Below are 15,297 nucleotides of genomic sequence, written 5' to 3'. Positions count from 1 at the left end.
CTGTGGGGAAGCCGGGGATCAAGACACTGTGGTGGGGGCTATGGCTGTTGGGGTCGCTGGCACTGGCGGCCTGGCTGGGCATGTCATTACTGGATAACGATGCTTCCAAGAGTGCCTTTCTTCCCGGTGCCATGACCCATGGCCATCACCAGATTGAGCTGCAATGCAGTGCTTGCCATGACGAAGGTTTCAATAGCCAGGAGGTGCTGCAAAACGCGTGTGTGAATTGTCATGGTGAGCAGCTTGCTGATGCCAGGGACTCACACCCGAAATCCAAATTCACTGACCCGCGCAACGCTAACCGGTTGGCGAATGTGGACGCCCGCTACTGCGTGTCCTGTCATGTGGAGCACCGGCCGGAGCTGGATGTGGGCATGGGAGTGACGTTGCCCATGGATATGTGTGTGCATTGTCATCAGGACATTGGCGAAGAGCGCCCCAGCCACCAAGGCATGGCATTCGATACCTGTGCCAGCGCCGGCTGCCATAACTTCCATGACAACCTGGCGCTCTATGAAGATTTCCTGCTCGCCCATGCCGATGAGCCCTGGCTCAGTGAGCGCCCCCGCCTGACTCCCCGCAACCTGGCCAGCCGGATGAGCGACGCAGATCTGGTTGCCCTGATACAAGGTTCCGGGAAGCCGCCCGCAGACAAAACCGTGCCGGAGCACTGGGATGGCAACGCCCATGCGGAAGCCGGGGTGGCTTGTACCGCCTGCCATGGTGATGCCGATCAATGGGTCGACAAGCCAGCGCCGTTGCAGTGCGCCCAGTGTCATGAGCAGGAAAACGAGGGGTTCCTCCAGGGCCGGCACGGCATGCGACTGGCCATGGAGTTATCACCCATGACGCCATCGCAATCGGTGCTGAACATGCATGTGGAAGCCAGCCACCGGGAGCTCACGTGTATCAGTTGCCATGGTGCCCATGATTTCGACACCCAAAAAGCTGCCGTGGATAGCTGCCTGGGCTGCCACAACGATGAACACAGCAACGAATACCTGCGCTCCAGCCACCACCGATTATGGCAAGCGGAAAAACGCGGCGAGCTGCCCCCTGGTAGTGGCGTGACCTGCGCCACCTGCCATATGCCCCGGGAAACCCATGGCGATGATGTGTTGGTGCAACACAACCAGAGCCTGATCCTGCGTCCGGTAGAAAAAATGATTCGCCCAGTGTGCATGCAATGCCACGGGCTGGAATTCGCCATTGATGCGCTGGCTGATCCGCATCTGGTGGAAAAGAACTTTCAGGGCAAACCCGAACACCATGTGCCATCGGTGGATATGGCTGTGGAGCGGGACAAGGCCCGGGAAGGAAAGCGAGGACCGTACTGATACTGATGTTTCATTCAGAGGTTCCTGAACCTGAGGAGGTAACACCCATGCAATATTCAAGAACGTTGTTCACTACAGCCTTGGCCACACTACTATTAAGTGCCTGCGGAGGCGGCCAGGAAAGCAAACCTGCCGTCGGTATCGATCCACAGGTCTATACCGATTCCCTGTTCGCAGTGATGAACGCGGACCGCACCAATTACACCAAGATGATCATCGGGCGATTGGGCCCGGCGGGTGCTGACAGCATCAAACCCCATGAGTACTGGGAAGACCTGGAAAACGGCGCACCGCTGCCGGCGCAGATGTTCCGTTACGGGGCGGAAGCGGTGGCCGAGGTATCCAGTGATTTCTCCTATTCCTTGCAGTCACTGTGGCCCATCAATTCACAAAATGCGCCCAAAACAGAACTGGAAAAAGAAGGCTTGCAGTACATCGTCGATAACCCGGGCAAGAACTTTTACGGCACCGAGGCTCTTGGCGACACGACCTACTACACGGCGGTATACCCGGATGTGGCGGTGGCCGCCCCGTGCGCGGCTTGTCACAACAACCACAAGGACTCTCCCAAAACGGATTTCGAGCTGGGCGATGTGATGGGCGGCGTGGTGATTCGCGTACCCATGTAACCGGCAACACCCTGCTTGCACGCTGTGCGTGCAAGCACTTATCCAATAGCGGGAGAAATACCATGACACCGGAACAGATTGCGCGGGTGCAGGCCAGCTGGCAGCAAGTGGAAGGCATTGCCGATCAGGCGGCCGCCCTGTTTTATCAGCGCCTGTTTACCCAGGCCCCGGAACTGGAACCACTCTTCAAGGGCAACATGGAAGAGCAGGGCAAGAAACTGATGAGCATGATTGGTGTGGCGGTAAAGGGGCTCGACAGGCTCGATACCATTGTGCCCGCCGTCCAGAAGCTGGGTGAACGCCATAAGGATTACGGCGTTAAACCGGAAGATTACGACGCCGTGGCGCAGGCCTTGCTCTGGACATTGGCGCAGGGTCTGGGCGACGCCTTCGATGCCGACACAGAATCGGCCTGGACAGAGGCCTATACCTTGCTGGCCAGCACCATGATTGATGCCGCGAACTACTGAGCCGTGAGGCGCCGTTTTGGCGCCGCAGAGTGCACCGCTATGGTGCGCTTTGCGGGGGCCCTTATGGTGAAAAAGGAATAGCAAACAAAAACAGTAGGTTAATAAACCCATGACTGGCACAACCGTTGCAAACCAATCCCGTAACACTCAATCCCTGGACGCTTCCGACACTATGGCCCTGAAAATCATGCTGGTGGATGACCAGCCACCGCGCGCCGCGATTCTGGAGCGTGCCCTGATCGATGAAGGGCACGAGATCCTCTGTCGTCTGACCAGTGCTGCCGGGCTGGCGGAGAAGGTGCATTCCAGCAACCCGGATGTGGTGATCGTGGACATGGACGCGCCGGACCGGGACACCCTGGAAAGCATGGCCCTGGTGCAGCGGGATATGCCGCGCCCCATGGTCATGTTCTGCAACCAGGACGATGAGGATCTGATCGTGGCGGCCCTGCGTGCCGGCGTCAGTGCCTATGTGGCCGGGGAAACCGATCTGGCCCGGGTGCGTGGGGTGATGCGCGTGGCCACCGCCCGTTTCCGGGAATACCAGGCCCTGCGCGAGGAGCTGGAACAGACCCGCGAAGCGCTGGCAGAACGCAAGATCATCGAGCGGGCCAAGGGCCTGCTGATGCAACGCCGCCGCCTCAACGAGCAGGATGCCTACAGCACCCTGCGGCGCCAGGCCATGAATACCGGCCAGCCACTGATCCAGGTGGCCAGGTCGGTGCTGGATTATGCCGAGATGCTGAAGGCGCAGGGGTGAAGAACGCCAGATGCTGGACGCCGGAGGCCTGACGCTACACAGGAGATAATATGCGACGAGTGATGCCATTGATGAAGGGTCGAAGCCTCATGGAGACACCGGATAAGACGGTGAGACGGGTACGTACCGTAGAGGGCGCCAGGTGTGTTCGCCGTCAGGCGTCCAGCGTCAGGCGTCAGGCCCTTTCGGAGCAAGCCCCATGAAAATCCGTATCGGCTATATGCCGCTCACTGACAGCCTGCCGTTGGTGGTGGCCCAGGAAGCGGGCTACTTCGCCGCCGAAGGGCTGGATGTGGAGCTGCAACCGGAGTGGAGTTGGGCCAGCCTGCGTGATCGCCTGCTGGTGGGGCAGCTGGATGCGGCACCCATGCTGGCGCCCATGCTGATGTCCACGTCACTGGGTCTGGGCTGCATCAAGAAACCCCTGGCCACGGCCTTCTCCATGGGCCTGAACGGCAACGGCATAACCGTCTCCCCGATGTTGTTCCAGGGGCTGTGTGCTTTATCCGAAGGACCCACGCCCAACGACATGGCCAGCGCCATGAACAAGCTGGTGGCCGCCAGGGCCGGCAGTGGAGAGGCGCCGCTGGTACTGGCGGTGGTATTTCCGTTTTCCTGTCATGCCTACCAATTACGTCACTGGCTGAGCGTGGCCGGGCTGGACCCGGATCACGATGTGAAGCTGGTGGTGCTGCCGCCGTCGCAGATGGTGGATCACCTGCGCATGGGGCATATCGATGGTTTCTGTGTGGGCGAACCCTGGAACAGCCTGGCCGCCCTGACCGGCGCCGGGCACTGCATCCTTTCCGGTTATCAGATCTGGGAAAACGCGCCGGAAAAGGTGCTGGCGGTGTCCCGGGACTGGGTGGCCCGTAATCCCGGGCCCCACCGCGCCATGCTGCGGGCCCTTTTCCGGGCCGCCCGCCATGCGGACGAGAATCTGTTGGAGAGTCTGTCGTTGCTGGCGCACCCGGCTTGGCTGGATGTGCCGGCGGAAGTGATCCGAGCTCCCTTCAGTCAGCGGTTGCCCGGCGGCCTGACCGGGCAACCGTTTCCGGCCCATCACTTTCATGTGTTCGCCGGTTTCCATGCGAATTTTCCCTGGCGATCTGACGCCCGTTTCCTGCTGGAAGAAATGCAGCGCTGGCGCCAGTGTTCCCTGGAAGAAACCCGGACCTTCGCGGCCCAGTGCTACCGCACCGACCTGTTCCGCGATGCCCTGGCGGATCTCACCAGCCTGCCATTGATGGATAGCAAACCGGACGAGCGCCATGCAGGCCACTGGCAGTTACCCGGCGAACCCAAGCCCGTGGAGCTGGGGCCGGACCGGTTGTTGAAAGTGATCGAAGCGGAAGCGGGGCCGGCACAATAGAACCCGCCCCGTTGGAGCTTTGCTCGCAAAGCGAAGGCGTTTGGTTTGGCACTGAGCCAGCTTCTTGCCTTTCGCCTTGCGAGCAAGGCTCCAACGGGGATTTAGTTTTTTTGGTGGAGGGGCGTGAGGTAGGCCGATAATTTGGCCTTTTCACCGTTGGAGCTTTGCTTGCAAAGCGAAGGGGTTCGGTCTGGCACGGTGCCAGCGTTTTGCTCTTCGCCTTGCAAGCAAGGCTCCAACGGGGGGGCGTTGGTTTCGGTTTCGGCAGAGGATGCTAAACCGCTTCGCGCAGCTGCTTGGCCGCATCCACCATGTTGGCCAGGGCGCCGCGGGTTTCTTCCCATTTGCGGGTTTTCAGGCCGCAGTCCGGGTTCACCCACAGCCGTTCTCTGGGCAGTCGCTCGGCGGCTTTTTCCATCAGTTGTACCATCCAGCCCACGTCCGGTTCATTGGGGGAGTGGATGTCGTACACCCCCGGACCAATGTCGTTGGGATACTGGAAATCCCGGAAGGCATCCAGCAGTTCCATGTTGGAGCGGGACGTTTCGATGGTGATCACGTCCGCATCCAGAGCGGCGATGGCCTCGATGATGTCGTTGAACTCCGAGTAGCACATGTGGGTGTGGATCTGGGTATCGTCGGCCACGCCCACGGTGGCCAGGCGGAAGCAGTCCACGGCCCAGTCCAGGTACTGGCCCCAGTCGGCTTTGCGCAGGGGCAGGCCTTCGCGCAGGGCGGGTTCGTCGATCTGGATCACCTTGATGCCGGCGGCTTCCAGGTCCTGCACTTCATCGCGCAGGGCCAGGGCGATCTGGCGACAGGTGTCGGCGCGGGGTTGGTCATCGCGCACGAAGGACCACTGCAGGATGGTCACCGGCCCGGTGAGCATTCCTTTGACGGGCTTGTCGGTGAGCGACTGGGCGTATTGCGCCCATGCCACGGTCATCGCTTCGGGTCGCTGCACGTCACCGAAGATGATCGGCGGTTTGACACAGCGGGAGCCATAGCTCTGCACCCAGCCGAAGCGGGTGAAGACAAAGCCATCCAGTAACTCACCGAAGTATTCCACCATGTCGTTGCGCTCGGCTTCGCCGTGCACCAGCACATCCAGTTCCACCTCTTCCTGATAGCGGATGCAGCGGGCAATTTCCTGCTTCATCTGCTCGGTGTAGGAGGCGTCGTCCAGGCGACCGGTTTTCCAGTCGCGGCGGGCGGTACGGATCTCCCGGGTCTGCGGGAAGGAGCCGATGGTGGTGGTGGGGAAGGCCGGCAATTGCAGCGCTTGCTGTTGTTTGGCAATGCGCTCGGCAAAGGGGCTGTTGCGGTCGCGGGAGACGTTGCCGGCGTCAGCCAGCCGCTTGCCCACTACCGGGTTATGGATACGATTGGACAGACCGCGGGCTTGCAGGGCGTCGCGTTGGGATTGCAGACCCGCATTGACGCTGCTGTCGCCGTCCAGGGCGCCGCCCAGTAGCGCCAGTTCCTGCAGTTTTTGTTTGGCAAAGCTGAGCCAGCTTTTCAGCTCGCTATCCAGCTTGTCTTCCTGATCCAGATCCACCGGGCTGTGCAGCAGGGAACAGGAGGGCGCCAGCCACAGGCGATCGCCCAGTTCGTTGCGCAGGGAGATCAGCGCATCCAGGGCGGCATCCAGATCGGTGCGCCAGATATTGCGGCCATTGATGTAGCCCAGCGACAGCACCTTGTCGCCCAGCCGCGGCACCACCTGACCAAGATCATCGTTGCCGCGCACCCGATCCAGGTGCAGGCCATCCACGGGCAATTCCAGAGCCGTGAACAGGTTGTTTTCCAGGCCGCCGAAGTAGGTGGCCAGCAGCAACTTGCACTCACTGGCGGCGGCGAGCTGGTCGTAGACACGCAGGTAGCTGCGCTGCCAGCTGTCGGGCAGGTCCAGCACCAGAATCGGTTCATCGATCTGCACCCATTCCACGCCCTGATCGGCGAACCGCTGCAGGATCTGGCGGTACACGGGAATCAGGCTGTCCAGCAGAGTCAGCTTGTTGCTGTCGTCGGCGCCATCAAAGCTCTCGCCCTTGCTCAGGTACAGATAGGTGAGCGGTCCGGGGATCACCGGCTTGGGGGCGTGGCCCTGGGCTTTGGCTTCTTCCACCTGTTCGAACAGGCTTTCCCGGGCAATGCGGAAGGTCTGGTCCGCCGCCAGTTCCGGCACGATGTAGTGGTAGTTGGTGTCGAACCATTTGGTCATTTCACAGGCCGCCGCCGGCGTGCCGGTGGGGGCCCGGCCCCGGGCCATGCGGAACAGGGTATCCAGGTTTACCGGTTGCTGGTTGTCCTGCTGGAAGCGGTGGGGTACCACGCCCAGCAGGCAGGAAAATTCCAGAATCTGGTCGTACCAGGCGAAATCGCCCACGGGTACCAGGTCCAGGCCGGCTTCCGCCTGCAGCGCCCAGTGTCGTTCGCGCAGGCTCTTGCCCACATGTTCCAGTTCGGTCTGTTGCAGATCGCCGGCCCAGTAGGCTTCCACGGCTTGCTTCAACTCACGGCGGGCACCAATACGGGGAAAGCCGAGGTTGTGGAGGGTGGTCATGCTGTCTTCCTTTCATGCAGAAATGGGGACACTGGCTGGCCTGCTTTCAGGTGCCAGTGGGATTGGGGACTATTGTGGGGACAGGTGAAGTTGAGGCAAAATCAAATATCTAATTTTAAATATGAGATATTCTCATGCTGGAAGTCCGACATCTGACCACCCTGCTGGCGATCGAAGAGGCCGGTTCCCTGATGGAAGCGGCGGAACGGCTTCATGTGACTCAGTCTGCGCTGTCCCATCAGCTCAAGGATCTGGAAGGTAGGCTGGGCGCTGCCTTGCTGGTACGGCGCACGCGTCCGGTGCGATTTACCACGGCTGGCTTGCGGGTATTGACGCTGGCCCGGGAGGTATTGCCCCGGGTGCAGCAAACGGAAAGGGAGCTGAAACGCCTGGCGGCGGGCCAGACCGGGCGCCTGCATATCGCCATTGAATGTCACTCCTGCTTCCAGTGGCTGATGCCGGCACTGGATGCGTTTCGCGAACACTGGCCGGAAGTGGAACTGGACCTGTCTGCGGCCTTCAGCTTCGCGCCCTTGCCGGCGCTGGTGCGCGGTGACCTGGATATGGTGATCACTTCCGATCCGCAGGAAAACGAGGCGGTGAAATATCTGCCCCTGTTCCGCTATGAGCTGGTGTTGGCGGTATCCCGGCAGTCGCCCCTGGCGGCAAGCAAGTGGATTGAGCCGGACGATATTGCCGACCAGACCCTGATTACCTATCCGGTGGAGCGGGAGCGTCTGGATGTGTTCACGGCGTTCCTCAACCCGGCCAATGCTGAACCCGCCGCCATTCGTACCGCCGAACTGACTCCCATGACAGCACAACTGGTGGCGGCGGGCCGGGGCGTGGCGGCGTTACCCAACTGGGCGCTTACCGAGTACACCGAGCATGACCTTTTGAAAACCGTGCGGCTGGGCGAGAAGGGCGTCTGGCGCACGCTGTATGCGGCCGTGCGGGTGGAGGACCATCACACCCCTTACATGCAGGAATTCTGGGAAACCGCCAAGGAGCTGTGCTTCAAGACCCTGAGCGGGGTGCGGGCGGTGAAAGGCAGTTAATCCGTTGCAGCAGCAGCGATGCGTGCCATGGCGAACACGGCGTAAGGGAAGTTCGCCATGCAAGCATAGCTCCTACAATCCATGGAAACGTCGGCTTGGGTAATAGAGAAAAATAACGCCAGTAGATGCTGGCAGGGTTGCTGTTGAATCAGCTCGCCTGCGGTGCGATTTTCCTCAGGTTTGGCTGTTGCGATTTGCAGGGGGCAACGTTTTCAGTTGTGCGAGAGACAAAATGAACGTGGCTGCCAGCAAGAACAGCGACATGGGCTGCCTAAATTCTGGATGTCCGGCCAGGAAGAAGCCGCTGTGGATGGCGACGGTCAGTAGTCCCAGCCCAGCCAGGAATTGGTGAGACAGGCGTTGGTGGGGGCTGTGGGTGGCCACCTGCAGGAAGGCCATCAGTGCCAGAGCGATGATGGGCAGGTTCAGTATCAGGTTGAACTGATTGCCTCCGGGCAGGTGGAAAAGGTTCCATTCGTGCCAGTAGGCGGCATCAATCTGGTGGGTGAGCAGGACGGTGGTGTTCAACAGAAAAAGGGTTTGGGGCAGATCGGGTTTCATGGCATCTCTCCGCTTTTCCTGTCATGAAACCCGGTTTGCCGGGCTGGCGCCATTACCTCTGAGGTAACGGTTTATTCCCCGTCGCGAAACTGTATCTGTAGTCCTGTCAGGAAATTACGCAGGATCTGGTCCTTGCACTCCCGATAATGCTTGTGGCCGGGTTTGCGGAAGAATGCGCTGAGCTCGTGTTTACTCAAACGGAAGTTGGCCAGTTCCAGAATGGCCAGCACGTCCTCGGCCTGCAGGTTCAGTGCGATCTTCAGTTTCATGAAAATCATGTTGTTGGTCAGGCGGGATTCCGGTTCCGGTTGCGGGCCGGGCTTTTTGCCACGCAGGGCATTGATCAGGCCATTGAGAAAGATTGCCAGGGTGCGGTCGTTGCACTTCTGGAAGGCCGGATCGTCATCTTTTTTCAGCCAGTCGCTGATCTGTTCCCGGGTCACGGTTTCGCCGGCTTCGGCGAAGACGCCGATCATGCGGCTATCGTCAAAGTCGAAAATATAGCGAGCGCGGCGCAGAACGTCATTATTAAGCATGGAAAACCTGTAGTGAGCGGCAGGAGAGGGCGTGGGCCCATGTTACAGGGAACCGGTAACCGGGACACGCCCCTATTGTTCGGGCTTACGGGGTGAAAATCTTCAGCCCGACCATGCCCGCCAGAATCAGCCCCAGACACAGCAAACGCGGCGCGTTGACGGCATCCTGGAACAGCAGAATACCCAGCAGCACGGTGCCGATGGTGCCCATGCCGGTCCACACCGCGTAGGTGGTGCCCACGGGCAGGGTCTGCATGGCTTTGGCCAATAGCCAGAAGCTGGCGGCCATGCTGATGACGGTTAACAGGGAAGGAAGCGGGCGGGTGAAGCCGTGGCTGGCTTTCAGCCCCAGTGCCCAGCCGGATTCGAGGATGCCGGCGAGAATGACCAGAACCCATGCCATGATAAAACTCCTGCATGGGGTCGTCCCCTGGCAGGCTTTTCAACAGCCTGCCCGTGAGTGCCGTGATCGAGGTCGTCCTCGGGCACCGGATTGGTGATTGTATCAAGCCCTTGGAAGTGGGCAAGGAAGGAAAAGTTCCCCTGAGCGGTCAGCTGGCGGTCACCCCGGTGATCCATTTTTTGGTGGGCATCTGAAACAGGCGTTGGCTTTCCGTCTGGCATTTCTTCAGCAGACGTTTTTCCCGCCCGTGGATGGCATCCAGGGTATGGGCCAGATCTTTCTGCTTCTCGATGGCGTGGCTGTGTGCCAGCACATGCTCGCGGAGCATGTGCAGGTCGTGGAGTTTGCCCAGTTTCTTGCCCAGGCGCTCCAGGTCCGCATCGTGGCAGGGTGTGTGGATGTCCTGATCCGCCAGGGCCTGCTGCTGATAGAGCAGGTACTTCACCCATTTGCGCAGGTCATGCCAGGGTTGCGGGTCGCTGCCGCCCTGGGCCTTGATAGTGCGATTGCGGCACTGCTTGTAGGTGCGCGCCAGACCACTGACCAGCAACTCATGGTCGCTGATGCTCAGGGCCAGCGACTGCCAATATTGCTGGTCCTGGGCGAAGGCGGTGATGGCTTCCTGATGGTGGTGGGTTTCCGGCTGCAGGTCGGTGTCGCTGAACAGTGTGCTTGCCACCCGGCTCAGGGAATGTCGGCGGGGCTTGTCGGCCTTACTGGCCAGTTTCTGCAGCGTGGCGGGCATGACGTGGTTGTCGCGGGCGCCGGCCAGCAGCCGGGCGGCACTGCGGATGCCGTGATCAAAGGCGCGGTGATCGTCGCGGCTGAGCCAGGGGCGCAGCAGTTGCCATTGGGCGCGCAGCCGTTTCACGGCCACCCGGCAGTCGTGTACGGCATTGGCGGGCAGGGGTTGATGCTGCAGATCTGCCAGTGCCTGCGCATTAATGCGGATGGCCTGCTGGCATAGCCGTTCAACCAGGGTGTTCTCGTCCATGGTTCCCTCCGTCATCCTCCTGAGTCTGTCGGGATATTATGACTGCGTCGTGATGAACATTATCCCAGATTCACTGAGCGCCAGCTTCACCATTGTCTTCCACCCAGTAGATCTGCTTGTGGCCCAGGGCCTCATAGTGCTGACGGGCCTGTTCCGCTGCCTGGCGACTCGGGTAGTCAGCCACTCTGGCCCGGATGCCGTTTTCGTCCTGGCGCCAGAGGGTATAGCGGTGCTCAGTCATCGGCCCACTGGTTGAAGGGCGTGCTGCTCAGTGCGCTGTTGTAATAGCGGGGATCGCCGGTGACTTCTTCGCCCAGCCAGTCGGGTTTGTCGAAGGGGGTGTCTTCACTGGGCAGTTCGATTTCAGCAACGATGAGTCCATCGTTGTCACCATGGAAGACATCAATTTCCCAGCACAGCGCGCCCTGGGGCAGGCGGTAGCGGGTCTTGTCGATGACGCCGGCGCCGCACAGTTCATCCAGCATTTGCCTGGCGTCTTGCTCCGGCACCGGGTACTCGAATTCGCTGCGGGTGGCGCCCACGGTTTTGCCCTTGATGGTCAGCCAGCCGCGGGTGCCGGCAATGCGAACGCGTACGGTGGCGTTCTTGTCGTGGCTCAGGTAACCCTGCGTCAGCCGTTCGCCGGCCAGTGAATCCACGATGCGCGGATCGTTGATAAGAAACTTGCGCTCAATTTCCTGTGCCATGGTCGAGTCCCAGTTGATCGAAGGTGATGGCAAAGCCCAGGCTTTCATAGCCCTCGAGAATTTCGGCGGGCAAGTAGAACGCCGGGTCGTCCATCACGAAGTAATGTGACACGCCAATGCCGAAACGGTAGCCCGGATCCAGGGCCTGCAGTTGCGGCGACAGGCGCTTGAGTTTGTAGAGCAGTTTCTCGAAATGATCCCGGTGGCTGGCGGTGTGGTCCAGCTGGCTGGAGAGGATCCAGCGATTTTCCCGGCGGCGCGCCTCGGGGAAGGCCTCGCTGAAGCTTTCCCCTTCATGCCAGTAATCGTCAGCGTTTTGCCCCAGTAGCAGATCCAGTTGGCGGGGATCATGGTCAAAGCCGAACACCGTAAAATAGACGTGGTGTTCCATGGCTCACTGTTCCGGTTGCAGGTCGCGGTTGCGTTGCAGCTCGTTCACCGGAAAGCCCTTGCTTTCGGCCAGCTGCAGCAATGCTTGATATTGATCATCTGGCAGCTCCGGGCTACGTGCCAGAATCCACAGGTATTCCCGGCTCGGTTCGCCGATCACCACCGTCTGGTAATTCTTGTCCAGGGCAATGATCCAGTAATTGCCCTCGGTGATGGTGGGTAACAGTTTGGATATCCAGCTGTCGAAACGCACCTTGAGTTTGGCATTGTCAGAACCGGGGACCACCCGGGCGGTGCCTTCCGCTACGCTGGGTTCCTCGCCGTCACGTTGGCAGCGGTTGACCACGCGCACGGTGCCATCCTCATTGAGAGAGTAAGTGGCGGTGGAGTTATAGCAACCGCGCTGGAACCACTGGGGCAGGCGGGCGATTTCATACCAGGTGCCGCTGTAGCGTTCCAGTTCTACCTGGTCGACGGTGGCCAGGGGCTTGTCCCCGCCGCAGGCGCCCAGCAGGCTGGCGAGGAGCAGGGTGAACAATCCCGGTATCAGTCGCATGGAGATATCCTCTTTGTGGGTAGAGTGACAGGCTAGCCTGAATCAAGCCTGACATGAATGGGCATGCTATACTGCCGCGCTGTTCCATGGAGGCAATTTTGTCCGATTCATCCACCAGACTGGAGCTTGTGCAACTGGGCTGCGAGCGCGACGATCGCATGCTGTTCAGTGGCCTGAGCCTGACCGCACGCGCCGGGGAAATCTGGCAGATTACCGGTGCCAACGGCGCCGGCAAGACCACCCTGTTGCGGATTCTGGTGGGGCTGCATGGCTTCTTTGAGGGCGAGCGACGCTGGTGGCAGCCTCAATGGCAGCAGGACCTGTTGTATCTGGGGCACCAGCCCGGTGTCCGCGAAGAGCTCAATCCGCTGGAAAACCTGCGCTATGCCTGCGCCCTGAACCATCAGGCCGGTGACCCCATGGCGGCCCTGGCGGCGGCAGGGTTGCGGGGTTTCGAGGATGTGCCGGCAGCACACCTCTCTGCCGGCCAGAAACGGCGCGTTGCCCTGGCGCGGTTGTGGCTGGAACGCAAAGCGGTGTGGGTGCTCGACGAACCCTATACGGCCATCGACCAGGACGGCGTGGCACAACTGGATGCGCAGATGCAGCAGGCCGCTGAGGCCGGCTCCCTGGTGATCTATACCTCCCACCACCGGGTTGGCGACGGCGTGCAGCGTCTGCATCTGGAGAATGGCCGTGCCGAGGTGCTTTCATGAATACCTTCCGTGCCGCGCTGGGTCGGGAATTGCTGGTGCTATGGCGCAGCCCGGCGGAGATCATCAATCCGCTGTTTTTCTTCGTGATGGTGATCAGCCTGTTTCCGCTGGCAATCTCCCCGAAACCGGAATTGCTGGCTACCGTGGCGCCGGGGGTGCTCTGGGTGGCGGCTCTGTTGGCGGTGATGTTGTCCCTGGATGGGCTGTTCCGCCGGGATCAGGAAAGCGGTGTGCTGGACATGTTGCTCACGGCCCCCGTGATGCCGGTGGTGCCGGTGCTGGCCAAATTGCTGGCTCACTGGTTGCTCACCGGTCTGCCGCTGGTGCTGATTTCGCCGCTGCTGGGACACATGCTGCAACTGCCGGATGAAGCCCTGGGGACGGTGATGTTGAGCCTGCTATTGGGTACCCCGGCGCTGACCATTGTCGGCGCCATTGGCGCGGCCCTCACGGTAGGACTCAACCGAGGTGGTATCCTGCTCGCCGTGCTGGTGCTGCCCCTGTATATCCCGGTGCTGATTTTTGGCGCCGGGGCGGTGAGTGCAGCGGCCGGTGGCGCCAATGTGGATGGCATTCTGGCGATTCTGGGTGCCTTGCTGGCATTAACGATCAGTCTGGGACCCTTGGCGGTGAGCGCCGGTCTCAAAATCAGTTCAGGGAATTGAGGTTCAGATAACGAAATGGTCTGGCAAACGTTGAAGCGGTGGTACCACATGCTGGGCTCACCGCGCTATTTCTACACCTTCAGCTCCCGGGTACTGCCCTGGCTGACGCCCATTGCCTTGCTGACTCTGGCGGCGGGCCTGGTCTGGGGATTGGCATTTGCCCCGGCGGATTATCAGCAGGGCAACAGCTACCGGATCATCTTCATTCACGTGCCCGCATCCAGCGGTGCCCTGATGGGCTACATGGCCCTGGGCGTGTCCGGTCTGGTGGCGGTGGTCTGGCGCATGAAGATGGCGGAGGTCATGCTCAAGTCCATCGCTCCCTTTGGGGCGGCGCTGGCGGCCATTTCCCTGGTGACCGGTGCCCTGTGGGGCAAACCTACCTGGGGTACCTACTGGCAGTGGGATGCGCGCATGACCTCCATGCTGATTCTGCTGTTCATGTATGTGGGCGTGATTGCCCTGCAGGCGGTCATCCGCGATCCCCGTCAGGCAGCCCGGGCCGCGGGCCTGCTGGCCATGGTGGGGGTGATCAATGTGGTGATCGTGAAGTATTCCGTGGAATGGGTGCAGACCCTCCATCAGGGTTCCACCCTGAAGATGTTCGGTGAATCCACCATTGATCCGGCCATGAAGTATCCGCTGCTGTTGAGCATGCTGGGCCTGTGGTTGCTCTATGCCGTCAATGTGCTGCTACGCGCTCGCACTGAGGTGCTGTGGCGGGAACGGCGCAGCAAGTGGGTGAGCAAACGGGTGAAGGAGGGCGAGCACTGATGGCTTTCGACAGTTTTGCCGATTTTCTGGCCATGGGAAAACATGGATTTTATGTCTGGAGCGCCTACGGAGTCAGTGCGCTTTTGATCATCGCCAACATGGTGTTGGCGATACGCGGGCAGGGACAGGTGCGTCAACGTCTGGCACGGCAACAGCGCCGTGACTCTCTGGGAGAATCTGAACAATGAATGCGGCACGCAAGCAGCGACTGATCCTGGTGGTCTCCATTCTGGTGGGCCTGGCTATCGCCTGCGGATTGATGTTTTATGCGCTGCGCCAGAACATCAATCTGTTTTTCACTCCCCAGCAGGTGATGGCCGGTGAGGCGCCGCTGGAAACCCAGATGCGTGTGGGTGGCCTGGTGGAAGAGGGCAGTGTGGTGCGCGACCAGGAGACCCTGGACGTGCAGTTTGTGCTCACCGATGGCAAGGGCCGCTTTACCGTGCACTATCAGGGTATCCTGCCGGACCTGTTTCGCGAGGGGCAGGGCATCGTCGCCAACGGCACCCTGATAAGCCGCAACCGCTTTGAGGCCGAGGAAGTGCTGGCCAAGCACGACGAAACCTACATGCCGCCGGAAGTCCAGGATGCCCTGGAAAAGGCCGGTCATCCGGGAGCGAAGAAAGGCAGTGAACAGTGAATAGTTAACAGTGAACAGTTCGCGAGTGGGCCTGGTCCTGCTTTGCAAGATGAGAGGCCGCGTCCATGGCATGGGCGCGGCCTCTTTGCTTGTAGTTGAACCGGCGCTGGACCGCGCCGCTGTTAACTGTTCACTATTCACTGTTAACTGAATAAAACCGCTT

At 60.5% G+C, this 15,297-nt stretch carries 20 protein-coding genes; 11 read left to right on the top strand and 9 right to left on the bottom strand.

Annotated elements, in window-relative coordinates; genetic code table 11:
* The first annotated feature begins 2 nt into the window (after positions 1 to 2).
* The 5 genes from A3714_RS14775 to A3714_RS14755 all read left to right on the top strand — a co-directional run bounded on the left by A3714_RS14775 (position 3) and on the right by A3714_RS14755 (position 4,568).
* Positions 3 to 1,337, top strand: coding sequence for a cytochrome c3 family protein (locus A3714_RS14775; RefSeq protein WP_231866097.1), 1,335 nt, complete (start codon positions 3 to 5; stop codon positions 1,335 to 1,337).
* Positions 1,338 to 1,384: 47 nt separating this feature from the next.
* Entirely contained in the window at positions 1,385 to 1,966 is a 582-nt protein-coding gene (locus A3714_RS14770; protein WP_063508280.1) for a DUF3365 domain-containing protein, read from the top strand.
* Positions 1,967 to 2,028: 62 nt separating this feature from the next.
* A complete protein-coding gene (locus A3714_RS14765) occupies positions 2,029 to 2,436 on the top strand; it encodes a globin family protein (protein ID WP_063508281.1) in 408 nt (135 codons plus the stop codon).
* A 172-nt stretch (positions 2,437 to 2,608) separates the two neighbouring features.
* A complete protein-coding gene (locus A3714_RS14760; protein WP_035246751.1) occupies positions 2,609 to 3,196 on the top strand; it encodes an ANTAR domain-containing response regulator in 588 nt (195 codons plus the stop codon).
* 199 nt (positions 3,197 to 3,395) lie between these two features.
* Positions 3,396 to 4,568 carry a CmpA/NrtA family ABC transporter substrate-binding protein gene (locus A3714_RS14755; protein ID WP_063508282.1) on the top strand — a complete coding sequence of 391 codons (1,173 nt, stop codon included), beginning with the start codon at positions 3,396 to 3,398 and terminating at the stop codon, positions 4,566 to 4,568.
* 274 nt (positions 4,569 to 4,842) lie between these two features.
* On the opposite strand, the gene metE is transcribed toward A3714_RS14755, so the two are convergent.
* Positions 4,843 to 7,134 carry a 5-methyltetrahydropteroyltriglutamate--homocysteine S-methyltransferase gene (metE, locus tag A3714_RS14750; RefSeq protein ID WP_063508283.1) on the bottom strand — a complete coding sequence of 764 codons (2,292 nt, stop codon included), beginning with the start codon at positions 7,132 to 7,134 and terminating at the stop codon, positions 4,843 to 4,845.
* A gap of 134 nt (positions 7,135 to 7,268) precedes the next feature.
* Here metE and A3714_RS14745 point away from each other — a divergent pair, with 134 nt between their 5' ends.
* Positions 7,269 to 8,192, top strand: a complete 924-nt coding sequence (locus A3714_RS14745) for a LysR family transcriptional regulator (protein ID WP_063508284.1) — start codon at positions 7,269 to 7,271, stop codon at positions 8,190 to 8,192.
* Positions 8,193 to 8,366: 174 nt separating this feature from the next.
* Here the strand turns inward: A3714_RS14745 and A3714_RS14740 are convergent, their stop codons facing one another.
* The 8 genes from A3714_RS14740 to A3714_RS14710 form a co-directional block, all read right to left on the bottom strand.
* Positions 8,367 to 8,753, bottom strand: coding sequence for a DUF6713 family protein (locus tag A3714_RS14740; protein WP_063508285.1), 387 nt, complete (start codon positions 8,751 to 8,753; stop codon positions 8,367 to 8,369).
* A 71-nt stretch (positions 8,754 to 8,824) separates the two neighbouring features.
* Positions 8,825 to 9,289 (bottom strand): DUF1456 family protein, encoded by a 465-nt coding sequence (locus A3714_RS14735; RefSeq protein ID WP_063508286.1) that lies wholly within the window; start codon positions 9,287 to 9,289, stop codon positions 8,825 to 8,827.
* Between the two features lie 85 nt (positions 9,290 to 9,374).
* Positions 9,375 to 9,692, bottom strand: coding sequence for a multidrug efflux SMR transporter (locus A3714_RS14730; RefSeq protein ID WP_063508287.1), 318 nt, complete (start codon positions 9,690 to 9,692; stop codon positions 9,375 to 9,377).
* Between the two features lie 148 nt (positions 9,693 to 9,840).
* Complete coding sequence (locus A3714_RS14725) at positions 9,841 to 10,686, bottom strand: CHAD domain-containing protein (RefSeq protein ID WP_063508288.1); 846 nt, start codon at positions 10,684 to 10,686, stop codon at positions 9,841 to 9,843.
* Positions 10,687 to 10,756: 70 nt separating this feature from the next.
* Positions 10,757 to 10,927, bottom strand: a complete 171-nt coding sequence (locus tag A3714_RS18105; RefSeq protein ID WP_197463428.1) for a hypothetical protein — start codon at positions 10,925 to 10,927, stop codon at positions 10,757 to 10,759.
* Positions 10,920 to 11,393: a CYTH domain-containing protein gene (locus A3714_RS14720; protein ID WP_063508289.1), complete on the bottom strand. Its 474-nt coding sequence runs from the start codon at positions 11,391 to 11,393 to the stop codon at positions 10,920 to 10,922. Before A3714_RS14720 ends, A3714_RS18105 begins: the two co-directional genes overlap by 8 nt.
* Entirely contained in the window at positions 11,377 to 11,784 is a 408-nt protein-coding gene (locus A3714_RS14715) for a DUF4279 domain-containing protein (protein WP_063508290.1), read from the bottom strand. The genes A3714_RS14720 and A3714_RS14715 overlap by 17 nt, the downstream gene beginning before the upstream one ends.
* A 3-nt stretch (positions 11,785 to 11,787) precedes the next feature.
* Positions 11,788 to 12,339: a lipocalin family protein gene (locus A3714_RS14710; RefSeq protein WP_063508291.1), complete on the bottom strand. Its 552-nt coding sequence runs from the start codon at positions 12,337 to 12,339 to the stop codon at positions 11,788 to 11,790.
* Positions 12,340 to 12,425: 86 nt separating this feature from the next.
* Between A3714_RS14710 and ccmA the strand changes: the two genes are divergently transcribed.
* The 5 genes from ccmA to ccmE are packed head-to-tail and all read left to right on the top strand — an operon-like array spanning position 12,426 to position 15,134.
* Complete coding sequence (gene ccmA, locus A3714_RS14705; RefSeq protein WP_063508292.1) at positions 12,426 to 13,055, top strand: cytochrome c biogenesis heme-transporting ATPase CcmA; 630 nt, start codon at positions 12,426 to 12,428, stop codon at positions 13,053 to 13,055.
* Complete coding sequence (gene ccmB / locus A3714_RS14700) at positions 13,052 to 13,720, top strand: heme exporter protein CcmB (protein WP_063508293.1); 669 nt, start codon at positions 13,052 to 13,054, stop codon at positions 13,718 to 13,720. The genes ccmA and ccmB overlap by 4 nt, the downstream gene beginning before the upstream one ends.
* Positions 13,721 to 13,735: 15 nt before the next feature.
* Entirely contained in the window at positions 13,736 to 14,494 is a 759-nt protein-coding gene (gene ccmC / locus A3714_RS14695; protein ID WP_062817820.1) for a heme ABC transporter permease CcmC, read from the top strand.
* Positions 14,494 to 14,682 (top strand): heme exporter protein CcmD, encoded by a 189-nt coding sequence (gene ccmD, locus A3714_RS14690; RefSeq protein WP_062817819.1) that lies wholly within the window; start codon positions 14,494 to 14,496, stop codon positions 14,680 to 14,682. The genes ccmC and ccmD overlap by 1 nt, the downstream gene beginning before the upstream one ends.
* A complete protein-coding gene (gene ccmE, locus A3714_RS14685) occupies positions 14,679 to 15,134 on the top strand; it encodes a cytochrome c maturation protein CcmE (RefSeq protein WP_063508294.1) in 456 nt (151 codons plus the stop codon). The genes ccmD and ccmE overlap by 4 nt, the downstream gene beginning before the upstream one ends.
* Positions 15,135 to 15,297: the final 163 nt, after the last annotated feature.

The organism is Alcanivorax sp. HI0007 (genome assembly GCF_001635525.1).
GTDB lineage: Bacteria > Pseudomonadota > Gammaproteobacteria > Pseudomonadales > Alcanivoracaceae > Alcanivorax.
Note: the sequence above shows the minus strand (reverse complement) of the source record. Positions and strands in the feature narration are given on the sequence as shown.

What these genes read in the sequence shown, in the direction of transcription:
- A3714_RS14710 (WP_063508291.1), bottom strand. Translation starts at nt 12,339, where the DNA reads ATGCGACTGATACCGGGATTGTTCACCCTGCTCCTCGCCAGCCTGCTG.
- A3714_RS14740 (WP_063508285.1), bottom strand. Translation starts at nt 8,753, where the DNA reads ATGAAACCCGATCTGCCCCAAACCCTTTTTCTGTTGAACACCACCGTC.
- A3714_RS14745 (WP_063508284.1), top strand. Translation starts at nt 7,269, where the DNA reads ATGCTGGAAGTCCGACATCTGACCACCCTGCTGGCGATCGAAGAGGCC.
- A3714_RS14725 (WP_063508288.1), bottom strand. Translation starts at nt 10,686, where the DNA reads ATGGACGAGAACACCCTGGTTGAACGGCTATGCCAGCAGGCCATCCGC.
- ccmD (WP_062817819.1), top strand. Translation starts at nt 14,494, where the DNA reads ATGGCTTTCGACAGTTTTGCCGATTTTCTGGCCATGGGAAAACATGGA.
- ccmE (WP_063508294.1), top strand. Translation starts at nt 14,679, where the DNA reads ATGAATGCGGCACGCAAGCAGCGACTGATCCTGGTGGTCTCCATTCTG.
- A3714_RS14720 (WP_063508289.1), bottom strand. Translation starts at nt 11,393, where the DNA reads ATGGCACAGGAAATTGAGCGCAAGTTTCTTATCAACGATCCGCGCATC.
- A3714_RS14760 (WP_035246751.1), top strand. Translation starts at nt 2,609, where the DNA reads ATGGCCCTGAAAATCATGCTGGTGGATGACCAGCCACCGCGCGCCGCG.
- A3714_RS14715 (WP_063508290.1), bottom strand. Translation starts at nt 11,784, where the DNA reads ATGGAACACCACGTCTATTTTACGGTGTTCGGCTTTGACCATGATCCC.
- ccmA (WP_063508292.1), top strand. Translation starts at nt 12,426, where the DNA reads ATGGAGGCAATTTTGTCCGATTCATCCACCAGACTGGAGCTTGTGCAA.
- A3714_RS14735 (WP_063508286.1), bottom strand. Translation starts at nt 9,289, where the DNA reads ATGCTTAATAATGACGTTCTGCGCCGCGCTCGCTATATTTTCGACTTT.
- ccmC (WP_062817820.1), top strand. Translation starts at nt 13,736, where the DNA reads ATGGTCTGGCAAACGTTGAAGCGGTGGTACCACATGCTGGGCTCACCG.
- A3714_RS18105 (WP_197463428.1), bottom strand. Translation starts at nt 10,927, where the DNA reads ATGACTGAGCACCGCTATACCCTCTGGCGCCAGGACGAAAACGGCATC.
- A3714_RS14770 (WP_063508280.1), top strand. Translation starts at nt 1,385, where the DNA reads ATGCAATATTCAAGAACGTTGTTCACTACAGCCTTGGCCACACTACTA.
- A3714_RS14765 (WP_063508281.1), top strand. Translation starts at nt 2,029, where the DNA reads ATGACACCGGAACAGATTGCGCGGGTGCAGGCCAGCTGGCAGCAAGTG.
- A3714_RS14755 (WP_063508282.1), top strand. Translation starts at nt 3,396, where the DNA reads ATGAAAATCCGTATCGGCTATATGCCGCTCACTGACAGCCTGCCGTTG.
- metE (WP_063508283.1), bottom strand. Translation starts at nt 7,134, where the DNA reads ATGACCACCCTCCACAACCTCGGCTTTCCCCGTATTGGTGCCCGCCGT.
- ccmB (WP_063508293.1), top strand. Translation starts at nt 13,052, where the DNA reads ATGAATACCTTCCGTGCCGCGCTGGGTCGGGAATTGCTGGTGCTATGG.
- A3714_RS14730 (WP_063508287.1), bottom strand. Translation starts at nt 9,692, where the DNA reads ATGGCATGGGTTCTGGTCATTCTCGCCGGCATCCTCGAATCCGGCTGG.